Source organism: Nocardia sp. alder85J (assembly GCF_020176955.2).
Lineage (GTDB): Bacteria > Actinomycetota > Actinomycetes > Mycobacteriales > Mycobacteriaceae > Nocardia.
Genome location: NZ_JAIUCZ020000008.1, coordinates 297,010 through 320,755, shown reverse-complemented (window position 1 = coordinate 320,755; position 23,746 = coordinate 297,010). Strand labels below are relative to the sequence as shown.

20 protein-coding genes are annotated in these 23,746 nt (G+C 67.6%); 9 read left to right on the top strand and 11 right to left on the bottom strand.

Going from position 1 to position 23,746, the window contains the following annotated elements:
* Positions 1-44: 44 nt before the first annotated feature.
* The 6 genes from gyrA to dnaA form a co-directional block, all read right to left on the bottom strand.
* Complete coding sequence (gene gyrA / locus LBW94_RS29625; RefSeq protein WP_225058171.1) at positions 45-2,546, bottom strand: DNA gyrase subunit A; 2,502 nt, start codon at positions 2,544-2,546, stop codon at positions 45-47.
* 84 nt (positions 2,547-2,630) lie between these two features.
* Entirely contained in the window at positions 2,631-4,679 is a 2,049-nt protein-coding gene (gyrB, locus tag LBW94_RS29620) for a DNA topoisomerase (ATP-hydrolyzing) subunit B (RefSeq protein ID WP_225058172.1), read from the bottom strand.
* Between the two features lie 393 nt (positions 4,680-5,072).
* Positions 5,073-5,735: a DUF721 family protein gene (locus tag LBW94_RS29615; protein ID WP_225058173.1), complete on the bottom strand. Its 663-nt coding sequence runs from the start codon at positions 5,733-5,735 to the stop codon at positions 5,073-5,075.
* A 172-nt stretch (positions 5,736-5,907) separates the two neighbouring features.
* A complete protein-coding gene (gene recF / locus LBW94_RS29610) occupies positions 5,908-7,158 on the bottom strand; it encodes a DNA replication/repair protein RecF (protein ID WP_225058174.1) in 1,251 nt (416 codons plus the stop codon).
* A gap of 141 nt (positions 7,159-7,299) precedes the next feature.
* On the bottom strand, positions 7,300-8,469 hold the full coding sequence (dnaN, locus tag LBW94_RS29605) for a DNA polymerase III subunit beta (RefSeq protein ID WP_225058175.1): 1,170 nt from the start codon (positions 8,467-8,469) through the stop codon (positions 7,300-7,302).
* Between the two features lie 961 nt (positions 8,470-9,430).
* Positions 9,431-11,065, bottom strand: a complete 1,635-nt coding sequence (gene dnaA, locus LBW94_RS29600) for a chromosomal replication initiator protein DnaA (RefSeq protein WP_416276986.1) — start codon at positions 11,063-11,065, stop codon at positions 9,431-9,433.
* A gap of 774 nt (positions 11,066-11,839) precedes the next feature.
* Between dnaA and rpmH the strand changes: the two genes are divergently transcribed.
* From rpmH to LBW94_RS29555, 9 genes are all read left to right on the top strand, one after another.
* Positions 11,840-11,983, top strand: coding sequence for a 50S ribosomal protein L34 (gene rpmH, locus LBW94_RS29595; protein WP_033085250.1), 144 nt, complete (start codon positions 11,840-11,842; stop codon positions 11,981-11,983).
* Between the two features lie 79 nt (positions 11,984-12,062).
* Positions 12,063-12,572, top strand: coding sequence for a ribonuclease P protein component (gene rnpA, locus LBW94_RS29590; RefSeq protein WP_416276972.1), 510 nt, complete (start codon positions 12,063-12,065; stop codon positions 12,570-12,572).
* The gene (gene yidD, locus LBW94_RS29585; RefSeq protein ID WP_225058177.1) at positions 12,569-12,946 is read left to right on the top strand and encodes a membrane protein insertion efficiency factor YidD; all 378 of its coding nucleotides are present in this window, start codon (positions 12,569-12,571) and stop codon (positions 12,944-12,946) included. The genes rnpA and yidD overlap by 4 nt, the downstream gene beginning before the upstream one ends.
* A 4-nt stretch (positions 12,947-12,950) precedes the next feature.
* The gene (yidC, locus tag LBW94_RS29580; protein WP_225058178.1) at positions 12,951-14,129 is read left to right on the top strand and encodes a membrane protein insertase YidC; all 1,179 of its coding nucleotides are present in this window, start codon (positions 12,951-12,953) and stop codon (positions 14,127-14,129) included.
* Between the two features lie 82 nt (positions 14,130-14,211).
* Positions 14,212-14,781, top strand: a complete 570-nt coding sequence (locus LBW94_RS29575; RefSeq protein WP_225058179.1) for a protein jag — start codon at positions 14,212-14,214, stop codon at positions 14,779-14,781.
* A 158-nt stretch (positions 14,782-14,939) separates the two neighbouring features.
* Positions 14,940-15,695 (top strand): 16S rRNA (guanine(527)-N(7))-methyltransferase RsmG, encoded by a 756-nt coding sequence (rsmG, locus tag LBW94_RS29570; protein ID WP_255634363.1) that lies wholly within the window; start codon positions 14,940-14,942, stop codon positions 15,693-15,695.
* A gap of 381 nt (positions 15,696-16,076) precedes the next feature.
* Positions 16,077-17,006 (top strand): ParA family protein, encoded by a 930-nt coding sequence (locus LBW94_RS29565; RefSeq protein ID WP_225058181.1) that lies wholly within the window; start codon positions 16,077-16,079, stop codon positions 17,004-17,006.
* 49 nt (positions 17,007-17,055) lie between these two features.
* Entirely contained in the window at positions 17,056-18,057 is a 1,002-nt protein-coding gene (locus tag LBW94_RS29560) for a ParB/RepB/Spo0J family partition protein (protein ID WP_225058182.1), read from the top strand.
* Between the two features lie 229 nt (positions 18,058-18,286).
* Complete coding sequence (locus LBW94_RS29555; RefSeq protein ID WP_225058183.1) at positions 18,287-19,045, top strand: GNAT family N-acetyltransferase; 759 nt, start codon at positions 18,287-18,289, stop codon at positions 19,043-19,045.
* A gap of 78 nt (positions 19,046-19,123) precedes the next feature.
* Here the strand turns inward: LBW94_RS29555 and LBW94_RS29550 are convergent, their stop codons facing one another.
* The 5 genes from LBW94_RS29550 to sigM all read right to left on the bottom strand — a co-directional run bounded on the left by LBW94_RS29550 (position 19,124) and on the right by sigM (position 23,542).
* Positions 19,124-20,314 carry an N-acetylmuramoyl-L-alanine amidase gene (locus LBW94_RS29550; RefSeq protein WP_225058184.1) on the bottom strand — a complete coding sequence of 397 codons (1,191 nt, stop codon included), beginning with the start codon at positions 20,312-20,314 and terminating at the stop codon, positions 19,124-19,126.
* A gap of 100 nt (positions 20,315-20,414) precedes the next feature.
* The gene (gene trxA / locus LBW94_RS29545) at positions 20,415-20,744 is read right to left on the bottom strand and encodes a thioredoxin (protein ID WP_225058185.1); all 330 of its coding nucleotides are present in this window, start codon (positions 20,742-20,744) and stop codon (positions 20,415-20,417) included.
* A gap of 77 nt (positions 20,745-20,821) precedes the next feature.
* The gene (gene trxB / locus LBW94_RS29540; protein ID WP_225058186.1) at positions 20,822-21,772 is read right to left on the bottom strand and encodes a thioredoxin-disulfide reductase; all 951 of its coding nucleotides are present in this window, start codon (positions 21,770-21,772) and stop codon (positions 20,822-20,824) included.
* A 113-nt stretch (positions 21,773-21,885) separates the two neighbouring features.
* Complete coding sequence (locus LBW94_RS29535; RefSeq protein WP_225058187.1) at positions 21,886-22,941, bottom strand: hypothetical protein; 1,056 nt, start codon at positions 22,939-22,941, stop codon at positions 21,886-21,888.
* A gap of 67 nt (positions 22,942-23,008) precedes the next feature.
* Positions 23,009-23,542, bottom strand: a complete 534-nt coding sequence (gene sigM / locus LBW94_RS29530) for an RNA polymerase sigma factor SigM (protein ID WP_416276985.1) — start codon at positions 23,540-23,542, stop codon at positions 23,009-23,011.
* Positions 23,543-23,746 lie beyond the last annotated feature (204 nt).

Below are 23,746 nucleotides of genomic sequence, written 5' to 3'. Positions count from 1 at the left end.
TTCGATCGGTCGTGCCGCCGCTGCTGGTGGAGAACTTACTGGTTCTACGAACCATCGGTATCGTCAACGCCGGAAACCTGATCGGGCTCGTCGGCATTGCGGGCGATTGCAAGCAACGTATCGCCCTCACCGAGGTTCATCAATCGCACACCCTTGGTCTGTCGGCCCGCTTTACGTACTTGATTCGCAGCCGTCCGGATGACGCCGCCCCCGGAGGTGATCGCATAGAGCTCGTCGTCGTCGTCGACGATCAAAGCGCCTACCAGATTGCCACGCTTGGGGTCGTACTGAATCGTCAGCACCCCTTTACCCCCGCGGCCCTGCGCGGTGTACTCGTCGATCGCGGTGCGCTTGGCGTACCCGCCCGCGGTGGCGACCAGCAGATACGTCTCCTCCCGCACGACATTGAGCGACAGCAGCTCGTCGTCGGTGTTGAAACGCATACCCTGCACGCCCGAGGTGGCGCGGCCCATCGGGCGCAGCACCTCGTCGTTGGCGGAGAACCGGATCGACTGGCCGTGCGCCGACACCAGCAGCAGATCCGTCTCGGGGGAGCACAGCGCCGCGCCGACCAGCTCGTCACCGTCGCGCAGGTTGACCGCGACGATGCCGCCGGACCGGTTGGAGTCGAAATCGGTCAGCTTCGACTTCTTCACCAGACCGTTGCGGGTCGCCAGCACCAGATAGGCCGCGTCCTCGTAGGACTTGATCTGGATGACCTGCGCGATCTTCTCGTCGGGCTGGAAGGCGAGCAGGTTGGCCACGTGCTGGCCGCGGGCGGTACGGGCCGCCTCCGGCAGTTCGTACGCCTTGGCCCGGTACACCCGGCCGAGGTTGGTGAAGAACAGCAGCCAGTCGTGCGTGGACGTGATGAAGAAGTGCTGGACCAGGTCGTCCTGCTTGAGGCCGGCGCCCTGCACACCCTTGCCGCCGCGCTTCTGGCTGCGGTACAGGTCGGTCTTGGTGCGCTTGGCGTACCCGGTCGCGGTGATGGTGACGACCACGTCCTCGCGGGCGATCAGATCCTCGTCGGCGACGTCGCCGTCGGCCGCGATGATCCGGGTACGGCGATCGTCGCCGTACTTGTCGACGATCTCCTTCAGCTCGTCGCGGACGATCGCGCGCTGCCGCTCCGGCTTCGCCAGGATGTCCTTGAGGTCCGCGATCTCGGCCTCGATCTTGGTCAACTCGTCGAGGATCTTCTGCCGCTCCAGGGCGGACAGGCGACGCAGCTGCATGTCGAGGATCGCGGTGGCCTGGATCTCGTCGATCTCCAGCAACTGCATCAGGCCGGTGCGGGCGGTCTCGGTGTCGGCCGAGCGCCGGATCAGCGCGATGACCTCGTCGAGCGCGTCCAACGCCTTGACCAGGCCACGCAGGATGTGGGCCCGCTCCTCGGCCTTGCGCAACAGGTACCGGGTCCGCCGGACGATGACTTCCAACTGGTGATCGACGTAGAGCCGGATCATCTGATCCAGGCGCAGGGTGCGCGGCACGCCCTGGACGATCGACAGCATGTTGGCGCCGAAGCTGGTCTGCAACTGGGTGTGCTTGTACAGATTGTTCAGCACGACCTTGGCGATCGCGTCGCGCTTGATCGTGACGACGATGCGCAGGCCGACGCGGTCGGAGGACTCGTCGTGGATGTCGGCGACGCCGGCGATCTTGCCGTCCTTCACCTGCTCCGCGATCGAGTTGATGAAGTTGTCCGTGTTCACCTGGTACGGCAGCTCGGTGATGACGATGGTGGTGCGACCGCGGTTGTCCTCCTCGATCTCCACCACCCCGCGCATCCGGACCGAACCGCGGCCGGTGGTGTAAGCGTCGTGGATGCCCTGGGTGCCGACGATCAGGCCCGAGGTCGGGAAGTCCGGCCCCTTCACCCGCTCCATACAGGCCGCGAGCATGGTCTCCTCGTCGGCCTCGTGATTCTCCAGCGTCCAGTAGATCGCCTCGGCCAGCTCGCGCAGGTTGTGCGGCGGGATGTTGGTGGCCATGCCGACCGCGATCCCGTTGCTGCCGTTCATCAACAGGTTGGGGACACGGGCCGGCAGCACGACCGGCTCTTGTGTCTTGCCGTCGTAGTTGGGGATGAAATCGACCGTCTCGTGGTCGATCTCGCGCAGCAGTTCCATCGCCAGCGGGGTGAGCCGGCATTCGGTGTAGCGCATGGCGGCGGCGCCGTCGTTGCCGCGGCTGCCGAAGTTGCCCTGGCCGTCGACCAGCGGGTACCGCATCGCCCACGGCTGGGCCATGCGAACCAGGGTGTCGTAGATGGCCGAGTCACCGTGCGGGTGGTAGTTACCCATGGTCTCGGAGACCGGACGGGCCGACTTCACGTAACCGCGGTCGGGCCGATAGCCGTTGTCGTACATCGCGTAGAGGATGCGGCGGTGCACCGGCTTCAGACCGTCGCGCACCTCCGGCAGCGCGCGGCCGACGATCACGCTCATCGCGTAATCGATGTAGGAGTTCTGCATCTCCTGCTGGATGTCGACCGGCTCGATACGGTCGCCACCGCTGGGGGGCAGGGAGGTCTCGGTCATGAATCAGTCTCCAGGGGAAGGCTTTTCGGATGGTTCCTCGGAGCGCGACCGCGGCGGCGCACTACCCGTCGCCGCGGCGGCGCGCTACACGTCGAGGAACCGCACGTCCTTGGCATTGCGGGTGATGAAGCTGCGACGTGCCTCCACGTCCTCACCCATCAGGATGCTGAACAGCTCGTCGGCCGCGGCCGCGTCGTCCAACGTCACTTGACGAAGTACCCGCACGCTCGGATCCATGGTGGTCTCCCACAGTTCCTTCGGGTTCATCTCACCGAGGCCTTTGTAGCGCTGGATGCCGTCGTCCTTGTTGATCTTCTTGCCCGACGCCAGACCGCTCTCCAGCAGGCCGTCGCGCTCCCGATCGGAGTACGCGAACTCCGGCTCGCCGCGCTGCCACTTCAGCTTGTACAGCGGCGGCTGCGCGAGATAGACGTGCCCGTGCTCGACCAGCGGCCGCATGAAGCGGAACAGCAGCGTCAGCAGCAGCGTCGAGATGTGCTGGCCGTCGACGTCGGCGTCGGCCATCAGCACGATCTTGTGATAGCGCAGCTTGGTGAGGTCGAACTCGTCGTGGATGCCGGTGCCGAAGGCCGTGATGATCGACTGCACCTCGGTGTTCTTCAGCACCCGGTCGATGCGGGCCTTCTCGACGTTGATGATCTTGCCCCGAATCGGCAGGATCGCCTGGTACATCGAGTCGCGGCCGGATTTGGCCGAGCCGCCGGCGGAATCGCCCTCCACGATGTAGATCTCGGAGCGGGCCGGATCCTTCGAGCGACAGTCGGCCAGCTTGCCGGGCAGGCCGCCGAGATCGGTGGCGCTCTTGCGGCGCACCAACTCTCGCGCCTTGCGGGCGGCCGCGCGAGCCTGCGCCGAGGACACCGCCTTCTGCACGATGGTCTTGGCATCGGCCGGATTCGCCTCGAACCAGTGCGCGAGGTGCTCGTTGCAGGTGCGCTGCACGAACGACTTCACCTCGGTATTGCCGAGTTTGGTCTTGGTCTGGCCCTCGAACTGCGGATTGCTGACCTTCACGCTGACGATGGCGGCCAGGCCCTCGCGGATGTCGTCACCGGTGAGCGCCGGTTCCTTCTCCTTGACCAGCTTCTTGTCCTTGGCGTACTTGTTCACCACCGTGGTGAGCGCCGCGCGGAAGCCCTCCTCGTGGGTACCGCCCTCGTGGGTGTTGATGGTGTTGGCGAAGGTGTGGACGGACTCCGAATAACCCGAGTTCCACTGCATCGCGATCTCGAGCTCGTGGCCGGTGCCCTTGCCCTGGAACGCCACGATCGAGTTGTGGATGGGCTGCTTGGTCCGGTTGATGTGCTTGACGAAATCCTCGAGCCCGCCCGGGTAGTAGTACGTCCGGGTCTTCACCTTCTGCTCGACCGGCGCACTCTCGGCCTCGGCGTGCTTGGGCGCCTCCGCGGTCTCGCTGACCACCTCGTCGATGACGTCGTTGGCGGCCACCCGCTGATCGGTGAGCGTGATGGTGAGGCCCTTGTTGAGGAAGGCCATCTCCTGCAGGCGGCGCGCGACCGTCTCGAAGTTGTAGGTGGTGGTCTCGAAGACGTTCGGATCGGCCCAGAACCGCTGGGTGGTGCCGGTGCGCTTGGTGGGCTCGCCCTGGATCAGCTTGCCGGGCTTGGCCTCTTTGTACTCCTGGCTCCAGTGGTAGCCGTCGGTGTCGATCTCCACCTCCATGCGGGTGGACAGCGCGTTCACCACGGAGATGCCGACACCGTGCAGACCGCCGGAGACCGCGTAGGCGTCGGAGTCGAACTTGCCGCCGGCGTGCAGCTGGGTCATGACGACCTCGACGGTGGGCACACCCTGGGCGTGCATCTCCACCGGAATGCCACGGCCGTCGTCGATGACCTCGACACCGCCATCGCCGAGCAGGGTGACGTCGACCCGGGTGGCGTAGCCGGCCATCGCCTCGTCGACGGAGTTGTCCACAACCTCCCAGATGAGGTGATGCAGACCACGCTCACCGGTGGAGCCGATGTACATACCGGGCCGGAGGCGAACCGCCTCCAACCCCTCGAGGACCTTGATGTTGGAGGCACCGTAGTCCTGGTTGCCCGCTTTCGCCCTGGTCGTACCACTTGCGTTGGAGTCGTTGGCAGCCACTGCTCGGTAGCTCTCCTTACTTGCTGATCCCTCTGGCGCGGAGTTCCCGGCGTCGTGCTGCTCGAGAATTACGGGTCCTCGCGCGGGCTGTGCGGAACGCGCCGACGGTATCGCCGCTAGTTACTCCACCATCCTACTGGTAGACCCCGACCAGGATGCACCTATGACACCCCTGGCCGGGCCGTGAGCGCGTTGAATCGAGTCGCGACGGGTCGGGCTATAGGTGTCGGTGCTCCCGGAAGCCTCAGTGGCGCCCGGAGAAGGTTTGCGGATCGGTTGGCCGGTTCCCGCGCCATCGGTTCCACGTGAAACTCCGGCGCGACACCACGACATCCGGTCGGCGGTGGGCCCGAGCCGTACCGGCAGTGGGCCCGAGCCGTACCGGCAGTGGGCTCAGCCGTAGGTGTCGCGCGGCCCGCGGCCCCTGATGTGCCGTTCTCCCTTGCGCCAGCTGGGCGCGGCCGGACCGCTGATCTTCAGCGAGGTCACCACGCCCTGGCCGATCGCGGCATTGATCTTCGCCAGCAGCTGGGACTGCAACATGCGCAGTTGGGTGGCCCAGGCGGTGGATTCGGCCTGCACGCTCAGCACCCCGTCGGTCAGCGACACCGGCGTCGCGTGCGAGGCGATGTCCTCGCCCACGACGCTGGACCAGCGGCCGAACACCATGCCCTCCGCGACCCGCGCCGACCAGCCGCGGCTCTTGGCCAGGGAACCGGCCAGGGCGGACAGCAACTGGGGATCGCGCTCGTCCGGCCGGGACCCGGACCAGCCACCGCCGCGCCGCCGCAACGCGCGCACCCCGCCGCGGCGCGGCGACGCCCGGCCCTGGCCGACCGCCTTGCCGCTGGCGCGGGCCGCGGCCCGCGCCTCCTCCAGCGCACGCCGGGCCAGGTCGACACCGCGTAGCGCGCCATCGGGCCCGGCCGGCGCGGCGGCGCCAGTAGTTGTGGAAACGTCTGGGGATGAATCCGCAGCACCGGCCGCGGGCGGGCGGGCATCGGACCAGGCGGCCGGATACGACGGATCGGCGTCGTGTGCGTAGTCGTCGGTCATCGTGTGCGTCCTTCCCCGATACCGGCCTCGACGTGCGGTTCCCCATTGAGCCCGGGCGCGGTGTGCAGGACAGGGTATCCGGTCGCCGCCGCCGGATCGATCTCCTGGACCGGGTGTCGCGAGGCACGCCGCGCGGCGCCGGAGCGGCCGCGCCGATCGGAGTTGTTCACAGTCAACCGGCGTGGCTGTGGACAACTATGGCCGCCGCCTCGGGGACGACCACGTCGGCCGCCTCGGACGGCTCCGGAGCCGCGGCGCTCACCCGGGAGGCGCGATGGTCGGCCTCGCCGGTGGTCTCCACCCGGATCGGGTTCGCCTCGAGTTCGGGCGGCACGTCGTCGGGAACGGCGGCGGTGATGAGGACCTGTTCGGCGCCGGCGGCGACGGCGGCCAGCGCGGATCGGCGGCGCCGGTCCAGTTCGGCGAACACGTCGTCGAGCAGCAGCACCGGATCGCTGCCGGTACTGCGCAGCAGTTCGAAGGCGGCCAGCCGTAAGGCCAGTGCGAACGACCAGGATTCGCCGTGGCTGGCGAAACCCTTGGCCGGTGCCGAGCCGAGCATCAGGTCCAGATCGTCGCGATGCGGGCCGACCAGGCAGACACCGCGTTCCAGCTCCTTCGGCCGGGCGGCCGTGAGCTCGTGCAGCAGCACCGTCTGCAGTTGTTCGGCATCCTCCGGCCGCGGGGCGCGGCCCGGGTCCAGATACTCCGGCGGCAGGTAACCGCTGCGATAGCCGATGGCCGCCGCCCGCGATTCGGGGGCGATGGACCGGTACGCCGCGGCCAGGTGCGGGGCCAGTTCGTGGACCAGCGACAGCCGTTGGGCCAGCAGTTCGGCGCCGTGTACGGCCAGATGCCCGTCCCAGACGTCCAGCGTGCCGAGTTCGGCGCCGGCCGAGCGGGACCGGGACTGTTTGCCTGCGGTCTTCAACAGGGCCGACCGCTGCCGCAGCACCCGGTCGTAGTCGGCGCGCACTGCGGCCAGCCGGGGCAGCCGGGCTGTGCACAACTCGTCGAGGAAGCGGCGGCGCTCGGACGGATCGCCGCGCACCAGCGCCAGATCCTCCGGAGCGAACAACACCGTCTGCAGGATGCCGAGAATCTCCCGGGTACGCCGCACCGGGGAGCGGTTGATCTGCGCCCGGTTGGCCGTGCCCTGGTTGAGCTCCACATCGACGCGCAGCTCGCGGCCGGAATTGACCACCGTGGCCCCGACCCGGGCCCGGGCCGCGCCGATGCGCAGCAGCGGGGCCTCGGCCGCCACCCGGTGTGAACCGAGTGTGGACAGATAGCCGACCGCCTCGACGAGGTTGGTCTTGCCGTTGCCGTTGGCGCCCAGGAATACCGTACGACCTGGGGACAACTCGAGATCGGCCTGCTCCCAGGACCGGAAGTCGCGCAGCGTCAAGGTCCGGACGTACACGCTACGCACCCCCTGCCGAGGCTTCCGCCGGATCCCGGCGACCGTCGGATGCTCCAGGAACGGTCCAGGTCGCCAAGTTATCCACAGACTTATCAACACTATCCACAGTTGGGTACCAATTGTGGATACAGACCACCGGCATCAGCCCGGCAGCCGCACCGGCATCAGCAGATAGATGTACTTGCTCTCCAGCGCGGCGAACGCACCCGAGTCGAGCACAGCGGGCTCCTCCTCGGCCGTCGGGCACATTACCGCAGGGCGGCTGGGAGTCGTGAATCCGAAGGTCACCCGGTCCGAATGCAGTGCCGCCAGGCCGTCGTTGAGGTAGCCGGGGTTGAACGCGATGGTCAGCGACTCGCCCTGGAAGTCGGCCTCCAGCCATTCCTCCGCGCGGCCGGCGTCGTCACCGCCGGCGGTCAGCCGCAGGCCCTGCTCGGAGAACTCCAGGCGCACCTGGGCGCCGCGCTCGGCGACCAGGGCGACGCGCTTGATGGCCTCGATCAGCGCGCTCACCTGGAGGGTCGCGATCGAGGTGTGCTCCTTGGGGAGCAACTGGCGGAACTTGGGGAATTCGGCGTCGAGCAGCCGGGTGGTGGTGCGGCGGCCGCCGTTGACGATGCCGAGCAGGCCGTCGGTGCCGGTGCCGAATGCCAGCTGCACCGGCTGGTCCGACGCACCGAGGGTCTTCGCCGCCTCGGACAGGGTGCGGGCCGGGACCAGGACCGCGGTCTCCACATCGGGACGGCCGGGCTGCCACTCCAGATGCCGCACGGCGAGCCGGAAGCGGTCGGTGGCGGCGAGCACGATCTGGGTGCCGGAGATCTCCACCCGGATGCCGGTGAGCATGGGCAGCGTGTCGTCGCGGCCCGCGGCCACGGCCACCTGACCGACCGCCTGGGAGAACACATCCACCCCGAGCTCACCGGTCTGCGGCGGCAGTTCGGGCAGCTGGGGATAGTCCTCGACGGGCATCGTCGGCAGCGAGAATTTCGCGCTGCCGCAGGCGATGAGGACCCGGGTGCCGTCCACCGACACGTCGACGGGCTTGTTCGGCAACGCCTTGGTGATGTCGGCCAGCAGGCGGCCGGAGACCAGCACCTGCCCGGGCCCGGCCACCTCGGCGGCCACTCGCATCTGCGCGGAGACTTCGTAGTCGAATCCGGAGACCGTCAGGCCACCCTCGTCGGCCACCAGGAGGACGCCACCGAGCACGGGCACCGGCGGGCGCGACGGCAGGCTACGGGCCACCCAGGCGACGGATTCCGCGAAATCCTCGCGAGCGACCCGAAACTTCATGCTTGCAAGCTCCATCGCCCGGTCTGTCCTCTCCAGTCTCGATCGGTCGTGATCTGTTCGGCTGCTCGGTTCGGCTGCTCGTCGTCGGAATTCTCCATCGACGGTCGCTCCGAGCAGAGGTCTGAATCGGCCGCCGACGACGTACCCACGAGAGTGTGGCACAGGCGACCGACACAGACCGTACCCGTGAGCGTCCGCTGTGGCTACGGCACCCCTCCGTGCGGCGCGGCGAATTCCGGCCGTGGCGCACAGGGGACTCGTATATCGGACGTCCGCCTGTCGGGCCGATCCGCCGGCGTCCGGGTGGATCCGCGTGCGGCCCTCGATCGCTCCCCGCGCCGATCCGTCGCACCCGTGCCGCGGGTTCGCTGTCCTCCTTGCCGATCGTTCGCCGACGCGTCCCACTGCGGATCCGGCGGTTCGCTCCCGAGCCGAGTTTCCACACACCCTGTTTTAGAAGAATTTATTCAAGGAGAAGAACTGCAGTAGTAGTAGGCACTGTGGAATCTGTGGACTTCCGCCATATCCGCAGGTGGGAACGGGTGGCGGCATGGGGATGTCCGGCGGATGTCTCGAGGATGAACGAGGAGCCGCTGTGGACACAGCGAAACTGTCCCACGGTCATCCTCGAGTCATCCTCGAGTTCTCCCCTGGTTAGGGGCCTGTTGTGCACACTGTGGGTAATCCGGTGCACAACCAGGGGATTCCTCGAGGATTCCTCGAGGAATCCACAAGCCGTATCGGCCATCGTGGCAGCTCAGTGCCCGTGGATGAATCAGCCTGTGGGAACTGTGGATCACACCCTGTGTACAGAGCCGGCGGACCGCCGCGCTCACCCTGTGCGCAGACCTGTGCAAAACCGGTGGACAACAACGGTTTTCCTCGAGGAATCCACAAGAATTCCTCGAGGATTCCACACCCCCGAAAACAGCGATACCCCCAGGTGGACCCGGGGGTATCGGCTTGTGGAGAACGGTCAGCGGGAGCGCTGTTTGATTCGGGCTGTGAGTTCTTGCACCTGGTCGTACACGCGGCGCCGCTCGGTCATCTCCTTGCGCACCTTCTTCTCCGCGTACATCACCGTGGTGTGGTCGCGGCCGAAGGCCTGGCCGATCTTCGGCAGCGACAGATCGGTGAGCTCCCGGCACAGATACATCGCGATCTGGCGGGCCTGGGCCAGCGGCCGCGCCTTGCCCGGCCCGGTCAGCTCCTCCAGCGTGGTGTTGAAGTACTCCGCGGTGACGGCCATGATCGTGGAGGCGGTGATCTCCAGCGTGGTGGTGTCGGGCATCAGATCCCGCAGCACCACCTCGGCCAGCGACAGATCCAGCGGCTGGCCGTTGAGCGAGGCGAAGGCCGTGACCCGGATCAGGGCGCCCTCCAACTCGCGGATGTTGCGCTCGACCCGGCTGGCGATCAGCTCCAGCACATCGTGCGGTACGTCCAGCCGATCCATCCGGGCCTTCTTGCGCAGGATGGCGATCCGGGTCTCCAGCTCCGGCGGCTGCACATCGGTGATCAGCCCCCACTCGAACCGGGTGCGTAACCGTTCCTCCAGTGTCGCAAGCTGTTTCGGCGGCCGATCCGAGGAGACGACGATCTGCTTGTTGGCGTTGTGCAGGGTGTTGAAGGTGTGGAAGAACTCCTCCTGGATGCCTTCCTTGCCCTCGATGAACTGGATGTCGTCGACCAGCAGGATGTCGGTCTCGCGGTAGCGGCGCTTGAACGCCACCTTCCGATCGTCGCGCAGACTGTTGATGAAGTCGTTGGTGAACTCCTCGGTGGATACGTACTTGACCCGCATCCCCGGGAACAGTCGCTGGGCATAGTGGCCGGCCGCGTGTAAGAGGTGAGTTTTCCCCAAACCCGAAGCGCCCCAGACGAACAGCGGGTTGTACGCGCGGGCCGGCGCCTCCGCGATGGCGACCGCGGCCGCGTGGGCGAAGCGATTGGAGGCGCCGATGACGAACGTCTCGAAGGTGTACTTCGCATTCAGGCTCGCCGCGGACGGGGTTGCCGCCTGCGGGGTCGGTTCCGGCGGCTTGTTGAAATAGGTCGGCCACGAGTTGCGGACGTTGACCACCGGTTCGTCGTCGTCCGCGGCGGATTGATCCTCGATCGGGCGGCGGGTGGGCAGCACCGGCGGCGGCGCGGGAGCGGTCTCCGGGGCGAACAACGACTCCTGCCGGGCGGTGTCGGCGCCGCCGCGCAGCGGGGGTAGGTCCAGATCACGGCGAACGGGCCGGATGGCACCGCTCTCGTCATCCTCCGGCAATTCTCCGGCCACCGGTTGCGGCGGGAACGCGGGCTGGGGATAGTCCGGGCGCGACGGGTAGTCGCCCTGGGCCAGATAGCGCGGCGGTGGATAGTCGGCGGGCGCGGCGTAGTCCGGGGCGGCCGGATAACCGACCGGCTCGCGGGGTGCCTCGCGCGGCCGCTCGGGCCGGGAGGTGAGCCGGGCGTGGCGCGGTGAGGCGGCCGGTCGGTCGACCGGAGGCGTGGCCGGCGCGGCGATGCGGACCCCGAGTCCCTCCACCTGGGGGCCGAGCCGGCGGGCCAGCGAACGCAGAATCGGTTCGCGCAGATCGCGTTCGATGGCCTCCTGGGCCAGTGACGACGGTACCGAGAGCAGTGCGAACCCCTGGGCGACGGTGAGCGGCCTGACCAGGCCCAACCACGCCTTCTGAGCATTGCTCACGGGCGGGATGGCCCCGTCGGCCGAGCCGGTGGTCAGTTCGGCCACCACCTCGGGCCAGACGGCGGTCAACACGTTCTGCTCGTCGTCCACGTAGGTTTCCTCCCCGCAAGATAAGTCGATAGGAGCAGACGGTGCCCCGCCTGCGTCCGAAGCAGCACGGGCGTCGGCGCTGATCGGCGACGAGCCGTCCGGTGGGCGGGTGGCTGGTACGAATATGCCACTCCGGGGGTATTTCCACACAATTATCCACAGATGTGGAGAACCACAGTGGTGTGAGTTGCGCGGCTGGAGATCGTCACTCGACGGGGAGCCTAGCGATCGTTCAGCTATCTTCTGGCTACGCGACCGGGACGGGGTGTGAACCGGCGTCGGGGCGACCCGGCCACCGCGGGGTCGCGGCACGTCGAGGCCGGTTTCGCCGCCGGCGCCGGACCGCCGCGGCCGGGCCTGCCCGGCGTGTCGGCCTACCCCGAGTTTGACCCTGTCGCAGCCGGTCAGTACTCTCGTACAGTCACCCATTGACGTGGTGGCGGCTGTTTGCTGCCCGCGCCGTGATGGGCGTTGCGCTGAGGGCGGTGTCGACGGATCACTGATTCGACGACATCATCCTCCGTCGCGAACACATAGTTTCACCGAACAAGCTGCGGGTGCCTCGGGTGGCACCCACCAACTCGAGGAGTGTCGACCGTGGCCAAGGGCAAGCGGACGTTCCAGCCGAACAACCGTCGTCGTGCGCGGGTTCACGGATTCCGTCTCCGGATGCGTACCCGTGCGGGCCGCGCCATCGTCTCGGCGCGCCGCGGCAAAGGCCGCGCCAAGCTGACGGCCTGACCCGTCGGCACCGGCGTCATGCCCCGTCCGCCGTACGGTTCACTGCCTCCCTCCGCCCGTTACGCGCTCGGACACTCGGGTGTTGCCTGAGCCGTATCGGCTGCATCATCGTGCCGATTTCTCCCGGACGGTGCGCAGTGGCCGGCGAGTCGGGAGGCGTGATGTCGTCGTGCATCTACTGCAATCGTCCTCGGTCGTCGCCGAGGACGATCGGCACCCGGCCGTGCGGGCCGGGGGCCCACGTTTCGGATTGATCGTCAGCAAGGCGGTGGGCACCGCGGTGGTTCGTCACCGCGTGGCCCGCCGCCTGCGTCATATGTGCGCCGGATTGATCGGCGAACTCCCCGGTGAGGCGGATGTCGTCATCCGGGCGCTGCCCGGCGCCGCCGCGGCCTCCTCCGCCGAACTCGAGCGGCAGGTGCGTGCCGCACTGCGGCGGCTGCTGCCGGCGGCCCCCGAGACCCGCTCGATGCCCGAGGGGCGTTCGGTGCCACGTGAAACATCGATGCCACGGGAAACATCCCTCGCGTCACGTGACACTGGAAGCATGACCTCTCCGGATGCGGCGGCTCAGGACTTTTCGTCATGACCGGATTCCGGACGCTGGCCCGGCTGCCCGTGAATCTGCTGATTTTCCTCATCGAGTTGTACCGGACCTACGTCTCCCCCACTCGTATGCCGGTGTGCCGGTTCACCCCCAGTTGCAGCGAGTACGCGGTGACCGCGCTGCGCACCCGAGGCCTGATCGTCGGTCTCGGTTTGACGGCCGTCCGATTGGCCAAATGCGCGCCCTGGCACCCTGGTGGATGGGACCCCGTGCCGGCGCCGAAGCGGAACAGGACAGCCGCTCCCGTCGCGGATGCGGCTGCCAGCGACCCGGTCGGCGATCAGCCGGCCGTAGACAAGCCTTGGAATAGGTCGCCGCACGCGGTGACCGGCGATACGACCGACGGGAGTACATAGAGCCGTGCTCGACTTCATCTACTATCCGGTGTCCTGGATCTTGTGGTTCTGGCACCGTGCCTTCGGGCTGGCCTTCGGCAAGGACAGTGGCCTTGCCTGGGCACTGGCCGTGGTCTTCCTGGTCTTCACCCTGCGACTGGTGTTGTACAAGCCGTTTGTCAAACAGGTGCGGACCACGCGGCAGATGCAGGAGCTACAGCCGCAGATCAAGGCGCTGCAGGCGAAGTACAAGAACGACCGCCAGAAGATGGCGGTCGAGATGCAGAAGTTGCAGAAGGACCACGGCTTCAACCCGCTGATGGGCTGTCTGCCCGTGCTGGCCCAGGTCCCGGTCTTCATCGGTCTGTATCACGTACTGCGCTCGTTCAACCGCGTCGCGGGCAGCTCCGGGTTCGCCGGTATCGGCAAGACCGGTGCGATGACGGCCTACCAGAACGCGCACACGCCGAACTACGTGTTCAACGCCGAGGACGTGCAGTCCTTCCTGCGGGCCCGTATCTTCGGCGCGCCGATCTCGGCCGCGATCACCACCCCGAAGACCCAGCTGGAGGCGTTCGCCGATTACGGCGGCATCCCGCACGTGGCGAACATGGCAGCGGTCGCCGTGCCGCTGATGATCATCGCGGGCCTGGCCACGCACTTCAACGCGCGGGCGTCGGTGGCCCGGCAGACCGAGGCAGCGGCCGCCAATCCGCAGGCCGCCATGATGAACAAGCTCGCGCTCTACGTCTTCCCGTTGGGCGTCATGGTCGGCGGTCCGTTCCTTCCGATCGCCATCCTGATCTACTGGGTCTCCAACAACATCTGGACCTACGGGCAGCAGCACCTGGTGTTCGGCCGGATCGACAAGGAAGAACAGGCGAAGAAGGCCGAGGCGATCGAACGCCGCGCCCAGAACGCGCCCAAGCCCGGAGCGAAGCCGGTCGACCAGAAGCCCAAGCCCGGTGCGAAGCCGGTCGATCAGAAAAAGGGCGCGACCGCCGACACCTCGGTCGATGAGGTCGCCGACACCGCCGGCGCCCGCAACGGCAAGGTGGACGACGCGCCCGCCCCGTCGCAGAACGGCTCCGGCGCCACCGGGAAATCCTCGGGGAAGGCGACCACCTCACCCGGCCGGTCGGCACAGGGGAATCGCAAGCGATCCGGTAATCGCGGTCGTCCGAACCAAAAGAAACGCCGCTGACTTTCCCATTGATACGGGCATCCCGGCGCCGGAGGGGTCCGGCGCCGGATTCGACGAATGATGCAGATGAAGGAAACGACATATGACTGTTGAGACCGACGGAGGGGACGCGACGGTGGCACTGGACACCTCGACCGCGGACCCGGCGCAGACCGAGCTGGACGCGGTGAGCGACGATGCGAACGACAGCGAGGAAGCGCTGATCGAGGAGGGCGAGATCGCCGGCGACTACCTCGAGCAACTGCTGGACGTGCTCGACTTCGACGGCGATATCGACCTGGACGTGGAAGGCGACCGGGCCGTCGTGAGCATCGATGGCGGCCGCGATCTGTCGAAGCTGGTCGGTCGGCGCGGCGAGGTACTCGACGCGCTGCAGGAGCTGACCCGCCTGGCCGTACAGCAGGCGACGGGGGTGCGGAGCCGGCTGATGCTGGATGTGGCCGGCTGGCGCGCCAATCGGCGCTCGGAGTTGAGCACGCTCGGCTTCGAGGCGGCGCAGCGGGTGCTCGCCTCCGGCGAGCCGGAGTCGCTGTCGCCGATGACGCCCTTCGAGCGCAAGATCGTTCACGACGCGGTGTCGTCGGTGGACGGCGTCACCAGTGAAAGCGAAGGCGCGGAGCCGAATCGCTACGTGGTGGTATTGCCGGGCTGACCGACGTGTCACCCGACAGGGCCCCCGGTTCACGGAACCGGGGGCCCTACTCTTGTCCGAGGGACGATGCGCTCACGCTCCCCCGGGACCGTGTTCTCGTCTCGGAGTCCGTTCTCATCCCGAGAACGACCGAGCACAACGCGGCAGCCGACGGAAGGATGTTTCACGTGGAACGAGGCTGGGACCACTCCCCCGCTGCGCCAGGGGATACCGGTAGTGCGGAGCCGAACGTCACTGTGACGTCGGAGCCGCCCGTGGTCGCCGGTCGAGTATTCGGTGATCGATTGCCGTTGGCGGAGCGGTACTGGGCGATGCTGTCGACGGCCGGAGTCGAACGCGGGCTGATCGGTCCGCGGGAGGTGCCGCGGCTCTGGGATCGGCACATCCTCAATTGCGCGGTGCTCGGCGAGCTGATCCCGGACGGCGCCTCGGTCGTGGATATCGGGAGCGGCGCCGGACTGCCCGGTATTCCGCTCGCATTGGCGCGGCCGGATCTGCGAATCACGTTGGTGGAGCCATTGTTGCGCCGGACCGTCTTCCTGACAGAGTTCATCGAGGCGGCCGGTCTCGCGGTGACGGTGGTGCGTGGCCGCGCGGAGGAGCCGGCCGTCCTGACGGCGGCCGGCGCGGCCGACATCGTGACCTCCCGTGCGGTCGCCCCACTGGGGAAGCTGGCGCGCTGGTCGCTCCCCCTGGTTCGCGACCACGGCCGGATGCTGGCGCTGAAGGGATCGAGCGCCGCGGAGGAGATCGAGCGCGATCGAGCGGAACTCACCCGGCTGGGTGGTGGCGCCGCGGCGGTGCTCGAGTGCGGAGCGGGAATCGTCGACCCGCCAACGGTTGTCGTGAGTGTCGAACGACTCCCCCGGGCGACGCGATCGGCCGGGGGGAAGCGCGGCCGGAACCGCCGCTGAGAAGGCCGCTGCGGCGCGATGTTTCACATGAAACATCGCCGCACACGGCGAGTCGCGTGATTCTGTGCGTGTCGCAACGTGATTGCTGCGGTTCAACTTCCGTATTGTGTCCGGTACTGGCAAGCTAAGTACCGTCGAGCGTGAGCGCATCCTCGCGGTGTCCGACCCCGCTCGCCGGACTGGTTCAGACAGGCTTCCGACGAGCTTCGGGCAGAGCAGATTACGTCCGCGCCTTGCTCAGCAGAGCCCCTGGGGCTCCTGGAGTGATGCGGCACTGGTGCTGCGGCCGACACGCGTCTTGAAGTTCTTTCGGTTAGGAGCCTGGGTATGTCGAATGGTCCAGCGAATGTTTCACGGGAAACAACGTCGCGGGTGCCTGGAATGCTGGAAGGGAGCACCTACGATTTGGAAGAGTTCAATCGGACCTCCTTCGGGAACATCTCTGCCGCGGATACCCCCATTGCCGCCGAGGCGGAGCGTGCCAGCCAGGTACTGCATCCTGGTTCCATGACGATCCCCAAGCCTCGCGAACAACGCATCATCACCATCGCCAATCAAAAGGGGGGCGTCGGAAAGACCACCACCACCGTCAATCTCGCGGCGGCCCTCGCCCTGCAAGGCATGACCGTGCTCGTGATCGATCTCGACCCGCAGGGCAATGCCAGTACCGCGCTCGGCGTCGAACATCATTCCGGCGTGCCCTCCAGCTACGAACTACTCATCGGTGAGATTCCGGTACAGGACGCCATTCAGCAGAGCCCGCACAACGAACGGCTGCTGTGCATTCCGGCGACCATCGATCTCGCGGGCGCCGAGATCGAACTCGTCTCGATGGTGGCCCGCGAAGGACGCCTCAAGTCGGCCATCCAGGAAGCGAATCTGGCCGGCTACGACATCGATTACGTCATGATCGACTGCCCGCCCTCGCTCGGCCTGCTGACCGTCAATGCGATGGTGGCGGCGCGGGAGGTGCTGATCCCGATCCAGTGCGAGTACTACGCGCTGGAAGGGGTGGGACAGCTGCTCCGCAATATCGGTCTGGTGCAGGCGCACCTGAACCCCGAATTGCATGTCTCCACGGTGATTCTCACGATGTACGACGGTCGCACGAAGCTTGCCGATCAGGTTGCCGACGAAGTGCGTGGGCATTTCGGCGACGTGGTGTTGCGGTCGGTGATTCCCCGCAGTGTGAAGGTTTCGGAGGCACCGGGATTCGGCATGACCGTCCTGGACTACGATCCGGGTTCCCGTGGTGCGATGAGCTACCTGGATGCCGGTCGCGAGATCGCATCGCGGGCAGTCGTGCGGTGATTGTGGCGCGTGGCGTAGTGGTATTCGAGGGAAAGGGGTCGACAGGCCGATGAGTGGTGCGAAAAAGGGTGGACTGGGGCGCGGGCTGGCCTCGTTGATCCCGACGGGTCCGGCCGAGGTTCAGGGGCTCGGCAGTGCCGCGGCCAATGCGGTGATCGGCCTGGAACCGATAGGTCCGCATCCGGCATCGGCCTATCTGCACCGGGTGCCGGATCCGGTCGAATCGGAAGCGGGGGCGGTCTACCGCGAGATCTCGCCGGACGATATCGAGCCGAACCCCAGACAGCCTCGCCAGGTCTTCGAGCAGGAGGCCCTGGACGAGCTGATCCACTCCATTCGCGAGTTCGGCCTGATGCAACCGATCGTGGTGCGGCGGGTCGAGGGATCCGTGACGCCGCGCTATCAGATCGTCATGGGCGAGCGGCGCTGGCGGGCCTGCCAGTCCGCGGGCCTCGCCACCATTCCGGCGATCGTGCGGGAGACCGCCGACGAGTCGATGCTGCGCGACGCGCTGCTGGAGAATATCCACCGGGTGCAGCTCAATCCCCTCGAAGAGGCGGCGGCCTATGCGCAGCTGCTCGAGGAGTTCGGGGTCACGCACGAGGAACTGGCCAACCGGATCGGGCGGTCCCGTCCGGTGGTGACCAATATGATCCGCCTGTTGAAGCTGCCGATCCCGGTGCAGCGGCGGGTCGCGGCCGGCGTCCTGTCCGCCGGTCATGCCCGGGCGCTGCTCGGGCTGGAGGCCGGCGCGGAGGCTCAGGAGAAGCTGGCCGAGCGCATTGTGGCGGAGGGACTGTCGGTGCGTGCCACCGAGGAAGCGGTCACCCTCGCCAACCGCTACCCCGAGCCGGAGTCCCGGCCCGCGCCGAAGCGTAAGCCGATTCATGCCCCCGGGCTGGACAAGGTCGCGGAACGGCTCGCCAATTCCTTCGACACCCGGGTCACGGTGACGATGGGTAAGAAGAAGGGTCGCATCGTCGTCGAATTCGGCGATGTCGCGGATCTGGAACGCATCATCGGCTTGATGGAACAGGCCGAGCTTCAGTGATCGATCGATAGGCCCGAAACAGGCGCATGCACACCGGATACTCAGCCCTGGCGTTGAAACGTCACTGTGACGATTCCGTTCGGGTCGCGCCCCGATGACGGGCGAGTGTCCGGGGTTGCCGTCGTCACAGACAGCGATGGAAATGAGGCGCATTGGGTTCGATCGCTTATTCTTGCTGGCGGGAAGCGTGAGTGTGGATGAATCGGACAGCTGGAGGCTGAGCAGAGCGGTGTCGACCAGCGTGACCGCATTAACCCTCGGCGGACTCGACAAACTCCCCGCACATGCCAGGCGGTGTGTGTTCTGGGAGATCGACCCCGCTGTGGCGGAGGACTCTCGTGAATTCAGTGATCCCGTCTTCGAGAAGGAAGCATGGCTGTCCACGGTCATGCTGGAATGGGGCTCTTGTGGTCAGGTCGCCCTCGTCGACGGGCAGCCCGCCGGGTGCGCCCTCTACTCACCCCCGAGCGTGGTGCCGCGCGCGGCGCTCTTCCCCACCTCACCGGTGAGCCCGGACGCCATCCTGCTGACCACGCTGCAGGCCGAACAGCCGCATCAGAGTGACGACATAGCCGCGCGTCTCATTCAGGCCGTGGTGGCCGATCTGGTCCGCCGTGGTGTGCGGGCCATCGAGGCGTTCGGTATCCGGAAGGATCCGACGGCGGTGACCCTGCCGACCCGGGCGGACCGTTCGATGATGTTGATGGAGCGGATCGACACCCCGGCCTCGGGTATCGCGTCGCCGGCCGGGCGGCGGGCCGCCAACGGCGCGTGCACTCCGGACAGCTGCATGATCGATGCGGAATTTCTGGCGGATGTCGGTTTCACGGTGGTCGCGCCGCATCACCGGTTCCCCCGGCTGCGGATGGAGCTCGACAGCGACCATCTGTGGAAGGAAGACGTGGAACGGGCCCTGGATCAGCTACTGGCGGCCGCGTCGATGACCGCCCCCACCCGCGTCGGTGCGGGGCCGCCACTGCGCGTCTAGAGTCCGGCACACGCTCCGCGGAGACGAGAATGCCCACCCGAGAATCGCTCGGGTGGGCATTCGCACCTTCGGATTCGATCAGACCCGGTCGGCGGCGGCCAGCTCCTCCGCCAGCAGTTCGGCGAAGGTGTATGTGCCGGTGGGCTGATCGTCCTGGCCCAGCAGATACAGCCGCTTCACCGAGACCAGGATCGCCTCGGCGATCACATCGCGCATTCGCGGGTTGGTCAGCACCCCGGCGTCGTATTCGTTGGTGAGATAACCGATGTCGACCTGTACGGTCGGCATCTTGGTGAGCCGCAGCAGATCCCAGGTGCGGGCGTGGGTTCGGCAGTCCTGCAACGAGGTCCGGGCCACGATCTCGCGCTGGATGAATCCGGCGAGCACCTGCCCGATCATCGACACCGAACCGTGTGAATTGCCGAAGTGGAAGCTGGCGATGCCGTTGGCCAGCGGACTGGGATTGCCGGCGCAGCGCAGCGAGATCATCAGATCGGCGTCGAACGTGTTGGAGGTGTCGGCGCGCTCGGCGTCGGTGGGTCCGGCGCCCCAGGGGCGGGACAGGAAGGTCTCCATGCCGGTGGCGGCCATCCGGCCCTCCAGCCGGCTGGCCAGATCCCAGAGGATCTCCGACTCGTAGACGTCGCCGAATTCGGTCGGCACCACACAGCCGCGATCCGGCCCGCCGAGACCGGGATCGATGACGATCCGCTTGCCGCTGAGCTGGGGGCCGGCTCGGTGCACGACCTCCTCCTCGGCGATCCGGTGCGGATTACCGCCGGTGACGCGGGCGCCGAGCAGTTCCAGCGCCCGCAGCGTGTCCGGACCGCAGATGCCGTCGGCGGACAGCCCGATCTCGCGCTGGAACGCCGACAGCCCATCGTGCGTGTGCGGACCGAAGAACCCGTCGACCCGATGGACGTAGAAGCCCAGGTCCTGTAGCCGCCGCTGCAATGTGGCCACATCGTCCCCGTACAGCGGCGCCGACAGCTGATAGATCAACGTGCGCGCCCCCAGCCGGTACGAGGCCTCCTTGAGCGCGCGGTAGGTCGCCGGACCGACGACACCGTCGACCAGCAGACCGCGGTGCTGCTGGAAGGCCCGCACCGCCGAGTCGAGATTCTCGTCGAAGCCGGCGTCGGCGTCCTTCCAGTACTCACCGTGGCCGTCGGCGCCGGCGGCATGGGAGTGGAGGAAGCCTAGGCTTGCCAGAGTGCCCCGAATCTCGGCGACGGCAGGACCGGTGTCGCCGTGACGGAGTCGGTGCATGCGTCAGAGCCCTTTCCTTCTGCCAACCCAGATACCCACTCGCGCGACGATTCACACCCGCCGTCGCACGGCCGGTGCCCGGCATCCTACCTGCCCGGAGTCAGATCACGTCGCCGAGTTCGCGCAGGAGGGCGGCCTTGCCTTTGGCACCGACGATTCGCTTGGCCTCCTTACCCCCCGAGAAGAGCACCAGGGTGGGCAGCGACAGGATGCCATAGTCCCGTGCGACCGTCGGATTGGCGTCGGCATCGATCTTGGCGATGGTCAGTTTGTCCGAGTGCTCGGCGGCGATCTCCTCCAGCACCGGGGCGACCATCTTGCAGGGGCCGCACCAGGTCGCCCAGAAGTCGACCAGGACGGGCTTCTCGCTGGTCAGCACCTCCTGCTGGAAGGTGGCGTCGGTGACGGTCTTGGTGGCGGATTCGGACATGACGGTGACTCCTCGAACTTGCTGGGCCGGACCGGGATGGACGGTGTCCGTCCGTCGAGACGGACGCCGTCCGATTTTCAGAGGGTGTTGGCGGTGATGTCGCCCTGCTCGGCGAGCCACCGCTCGGCGTCGATGGCCGCGCGACAGCCGGTGCCGGCGGCGGTGATCGCCTGCCGGTAGGTGTGATCGACCAGATCGCCCGCGGCGAAGACGCCGGGCAGCGAGGTGGCGGTTCCCGGCTGCTGGACCAGCACGTAACCCTCGTCGTCGACGTCGACCTGGCCGCGGACCAGATCGCTGCGCGGGTCGTGGCCGATGGCGACGAACAGGCCGGTCGCGGCCAGTTCCGAGGTCTCCCCCGTGCGGATGTCGCGCAGGGTCAGCCCGGAGACGCTGTTCTCGCCGAGCACCTCGACGACCTCGGCATTGGTGACGAAGCGGATCTTGTCGTTGGACCGGGCGCGGTCCAGCATGATCCGCGAGGCGCGGAACTCGTCGCGGCGGTGCACGATGGTGACGCTGGTGGCGAATTTGGTGAGGAAGGTGGCCTCCTCCATCGCCGAATCGCCGCCGCCGATCACCACGATGTCCTGGCCCTTGAAGAAGAAGCCGTCGCAGGTGGCGCAGGCGCTCACACCGCGGCCGAGCAGCCGCTGCTCGCCGGGCACGTTCAGGTAGCGCGCGGCGGAGCCCATGGCGAGGATCACCGAATACGCCTGGTGGGTCTCGCCGCCCACGGTGACCGTCTTGATCGGGCCGCTGAGGTCCAGCTCCTCGACGTCCTCGGTACGGATGTCGGCGCCGAACCGCTTGGCCTGCTCGCGCATCTGCTCCATCAGGTCGGGGCCCATGATGCCGTCGCGGAAGCCGGGGAAGTTCTCGACCTCGGTGGTCGTCATCAGGGCGCCACCGAATTGGGTGCCCTCGAACAACAGCGGCTCGAGTTCGGCCCGGGCCGCGTAGACGGCGGCGGTGTAGCCGGCCGGGCCGGAGCCGACGATGATCAGGTCGCGAACTGGGGTACTCATGGAGCCCTTCCGGATGTTGGTCGTGGAGCGGAATTGCTTGGCGGGCGTGTCGGACAACAACAGGGTAAACGTCGTTGTTCCCGGGCCCGTCCGGCAGCGCGCGTCGCGGCAGGTCAGCCGATGTCGCGGGTCTCCAGGAGCTGCGGGTCGCCGGGACGGCAACCCGGGCCGACGACCAGCGCGGTGATCGTCGGCGGCTGCGGGCCCGCGAGCAGGATCAGGACCGCGGGATCGCCCTGGTACCCGGTGTTCACGGCGCCGAGCACGGTCCGATCGAGACCGGCCGCGGCGACACAGGCGGTGAGCGCGTCGGGCCGGGACAGCGGCCCGGAGACGTCGTCACGGCCCAGCGCGTCGAGCAGGGCGGTTCTCGACAGCCCCCCGGTGGAGGCCGCCGCCGGGGCGGACGGAGTGGTCGTGGCGGCACCGGACGCGGCCGTCGTCGCGGGACGATCGTGGACGGCCGCGACGGCCGCCAGCCCGCCCGCTACGAGGGCGACGGCCGCTGCGGCGGCGGCCGCCCCCCAGCGTGGTCGTAAGCCGCGGGCCGAACGGGCCGCCGGCGGCGGCCCGAAGGGCAACACCGCGGGCGACAGCTCGCTGTTCACTGCCGGCAGCTCGCTGTTCACTGCCGGCAGCTCGCCGTCCATCGCTGACTGCCCGCCATCCACCGTCAGCCGGCTGCCGTTTACCGCTGACAGCCCGCCGGCGATCACGGACCGCCGGTCATCGATCACCGACCTCCCGCCACCGGATGCGGGCGGCCCGCTACCGGCCATCGGCCGGGCGCTGTCGGCCGTCGGCCGCTCGGTCTCGACCACGGGCCGGTGATTGCCGGCCACCGGTCTTCCGTGACCGCTCGTCCGCTCGGCCGGGGTGCGGTCGGAGGCCAGGGTCGCCGGATCGGTGCCGGCGGCGAGCGCGTCCAGCATCCGGTCCAGCCGGGTGGCGACCCGGGTCGGCATCGGGTGCAGGACCAGCGGATCGGCGCCGAGGCGGTGCAGTTCGTGGCTGACGTCGTCGAGGGAGCGCAGGAAGCGTTCCGCCTCCGGATCGTCGCGGACCAGCGGCCAGAGCCGGTCGGACACGTCGGGTGCGAGATTGTCGGCATGCAGGTCGGCGAGTAGATCGGCCGAGTACGGAGGTTGCGGCACTGAACGAGCCGTCACTGTGCACACCTCCTCCGTCGGCGCTGCCACCTCGAAATATCTCGTCGCAAATTAAGACGTTGCGACGTTACCTCCGGTTCCCTGGTTCTCTCAGGAATTCCAGATGTTGCCGGAGTCGCTCCCGGCCACGAGCGCAACGGCTCTTGATCGTGCCCTCGGCCACCCCGAGCAGTACGGCCGCCTCGGCTACCGTATACCGCTCCAGATCGACGGCAACCAGGGCGGTGCGCTGCTCGGGCGGCAGCGCGAACAAGGCCGCATCGACCACCATCGACATCTCCAGATCGGCGAAATCGTCGCGCTCGTCCGCCGGTTCCCCCACGGCGTCGTCGGACAGCGAGAGGCTGTACCGGGACTTGTTGCGGCGGATCCGATCCAGGCACGCATTCACCACGATGCGATGCAACCAGCTGCCCACCTCCGCGTCGCCGCGGAAGGAGGCTGCCTTGCGATGTGCGGACAGCAGCGCGTCCTGCAACGAGTCGGCGGCGTCCTCGGGTGTGTACGAGGTGCGCAGCGCGAGCTGCCAGAGCCGGTCGTAGTGCCGGCGGAACAGGACTCCGAAGGCGTGCTGGTCCCCCGCCACATGCGCGGCGAGCAATTCCGGATCGGCGGCGGCCTCCCGGTCGAACGAACGGCGACGGACTGCTGTGGATGACTCGGACGTCCCCCCGGCGTACTCATCGACCTCGAACGACAATACAAACCCCTAGGATCGGCGCTGACGACGGCATGACTGCCCGCGGCGAAGACGGGCAACCGTCGCATCTTTCGCGTCATCCAGGACCGAAAACGCCAGATCCCG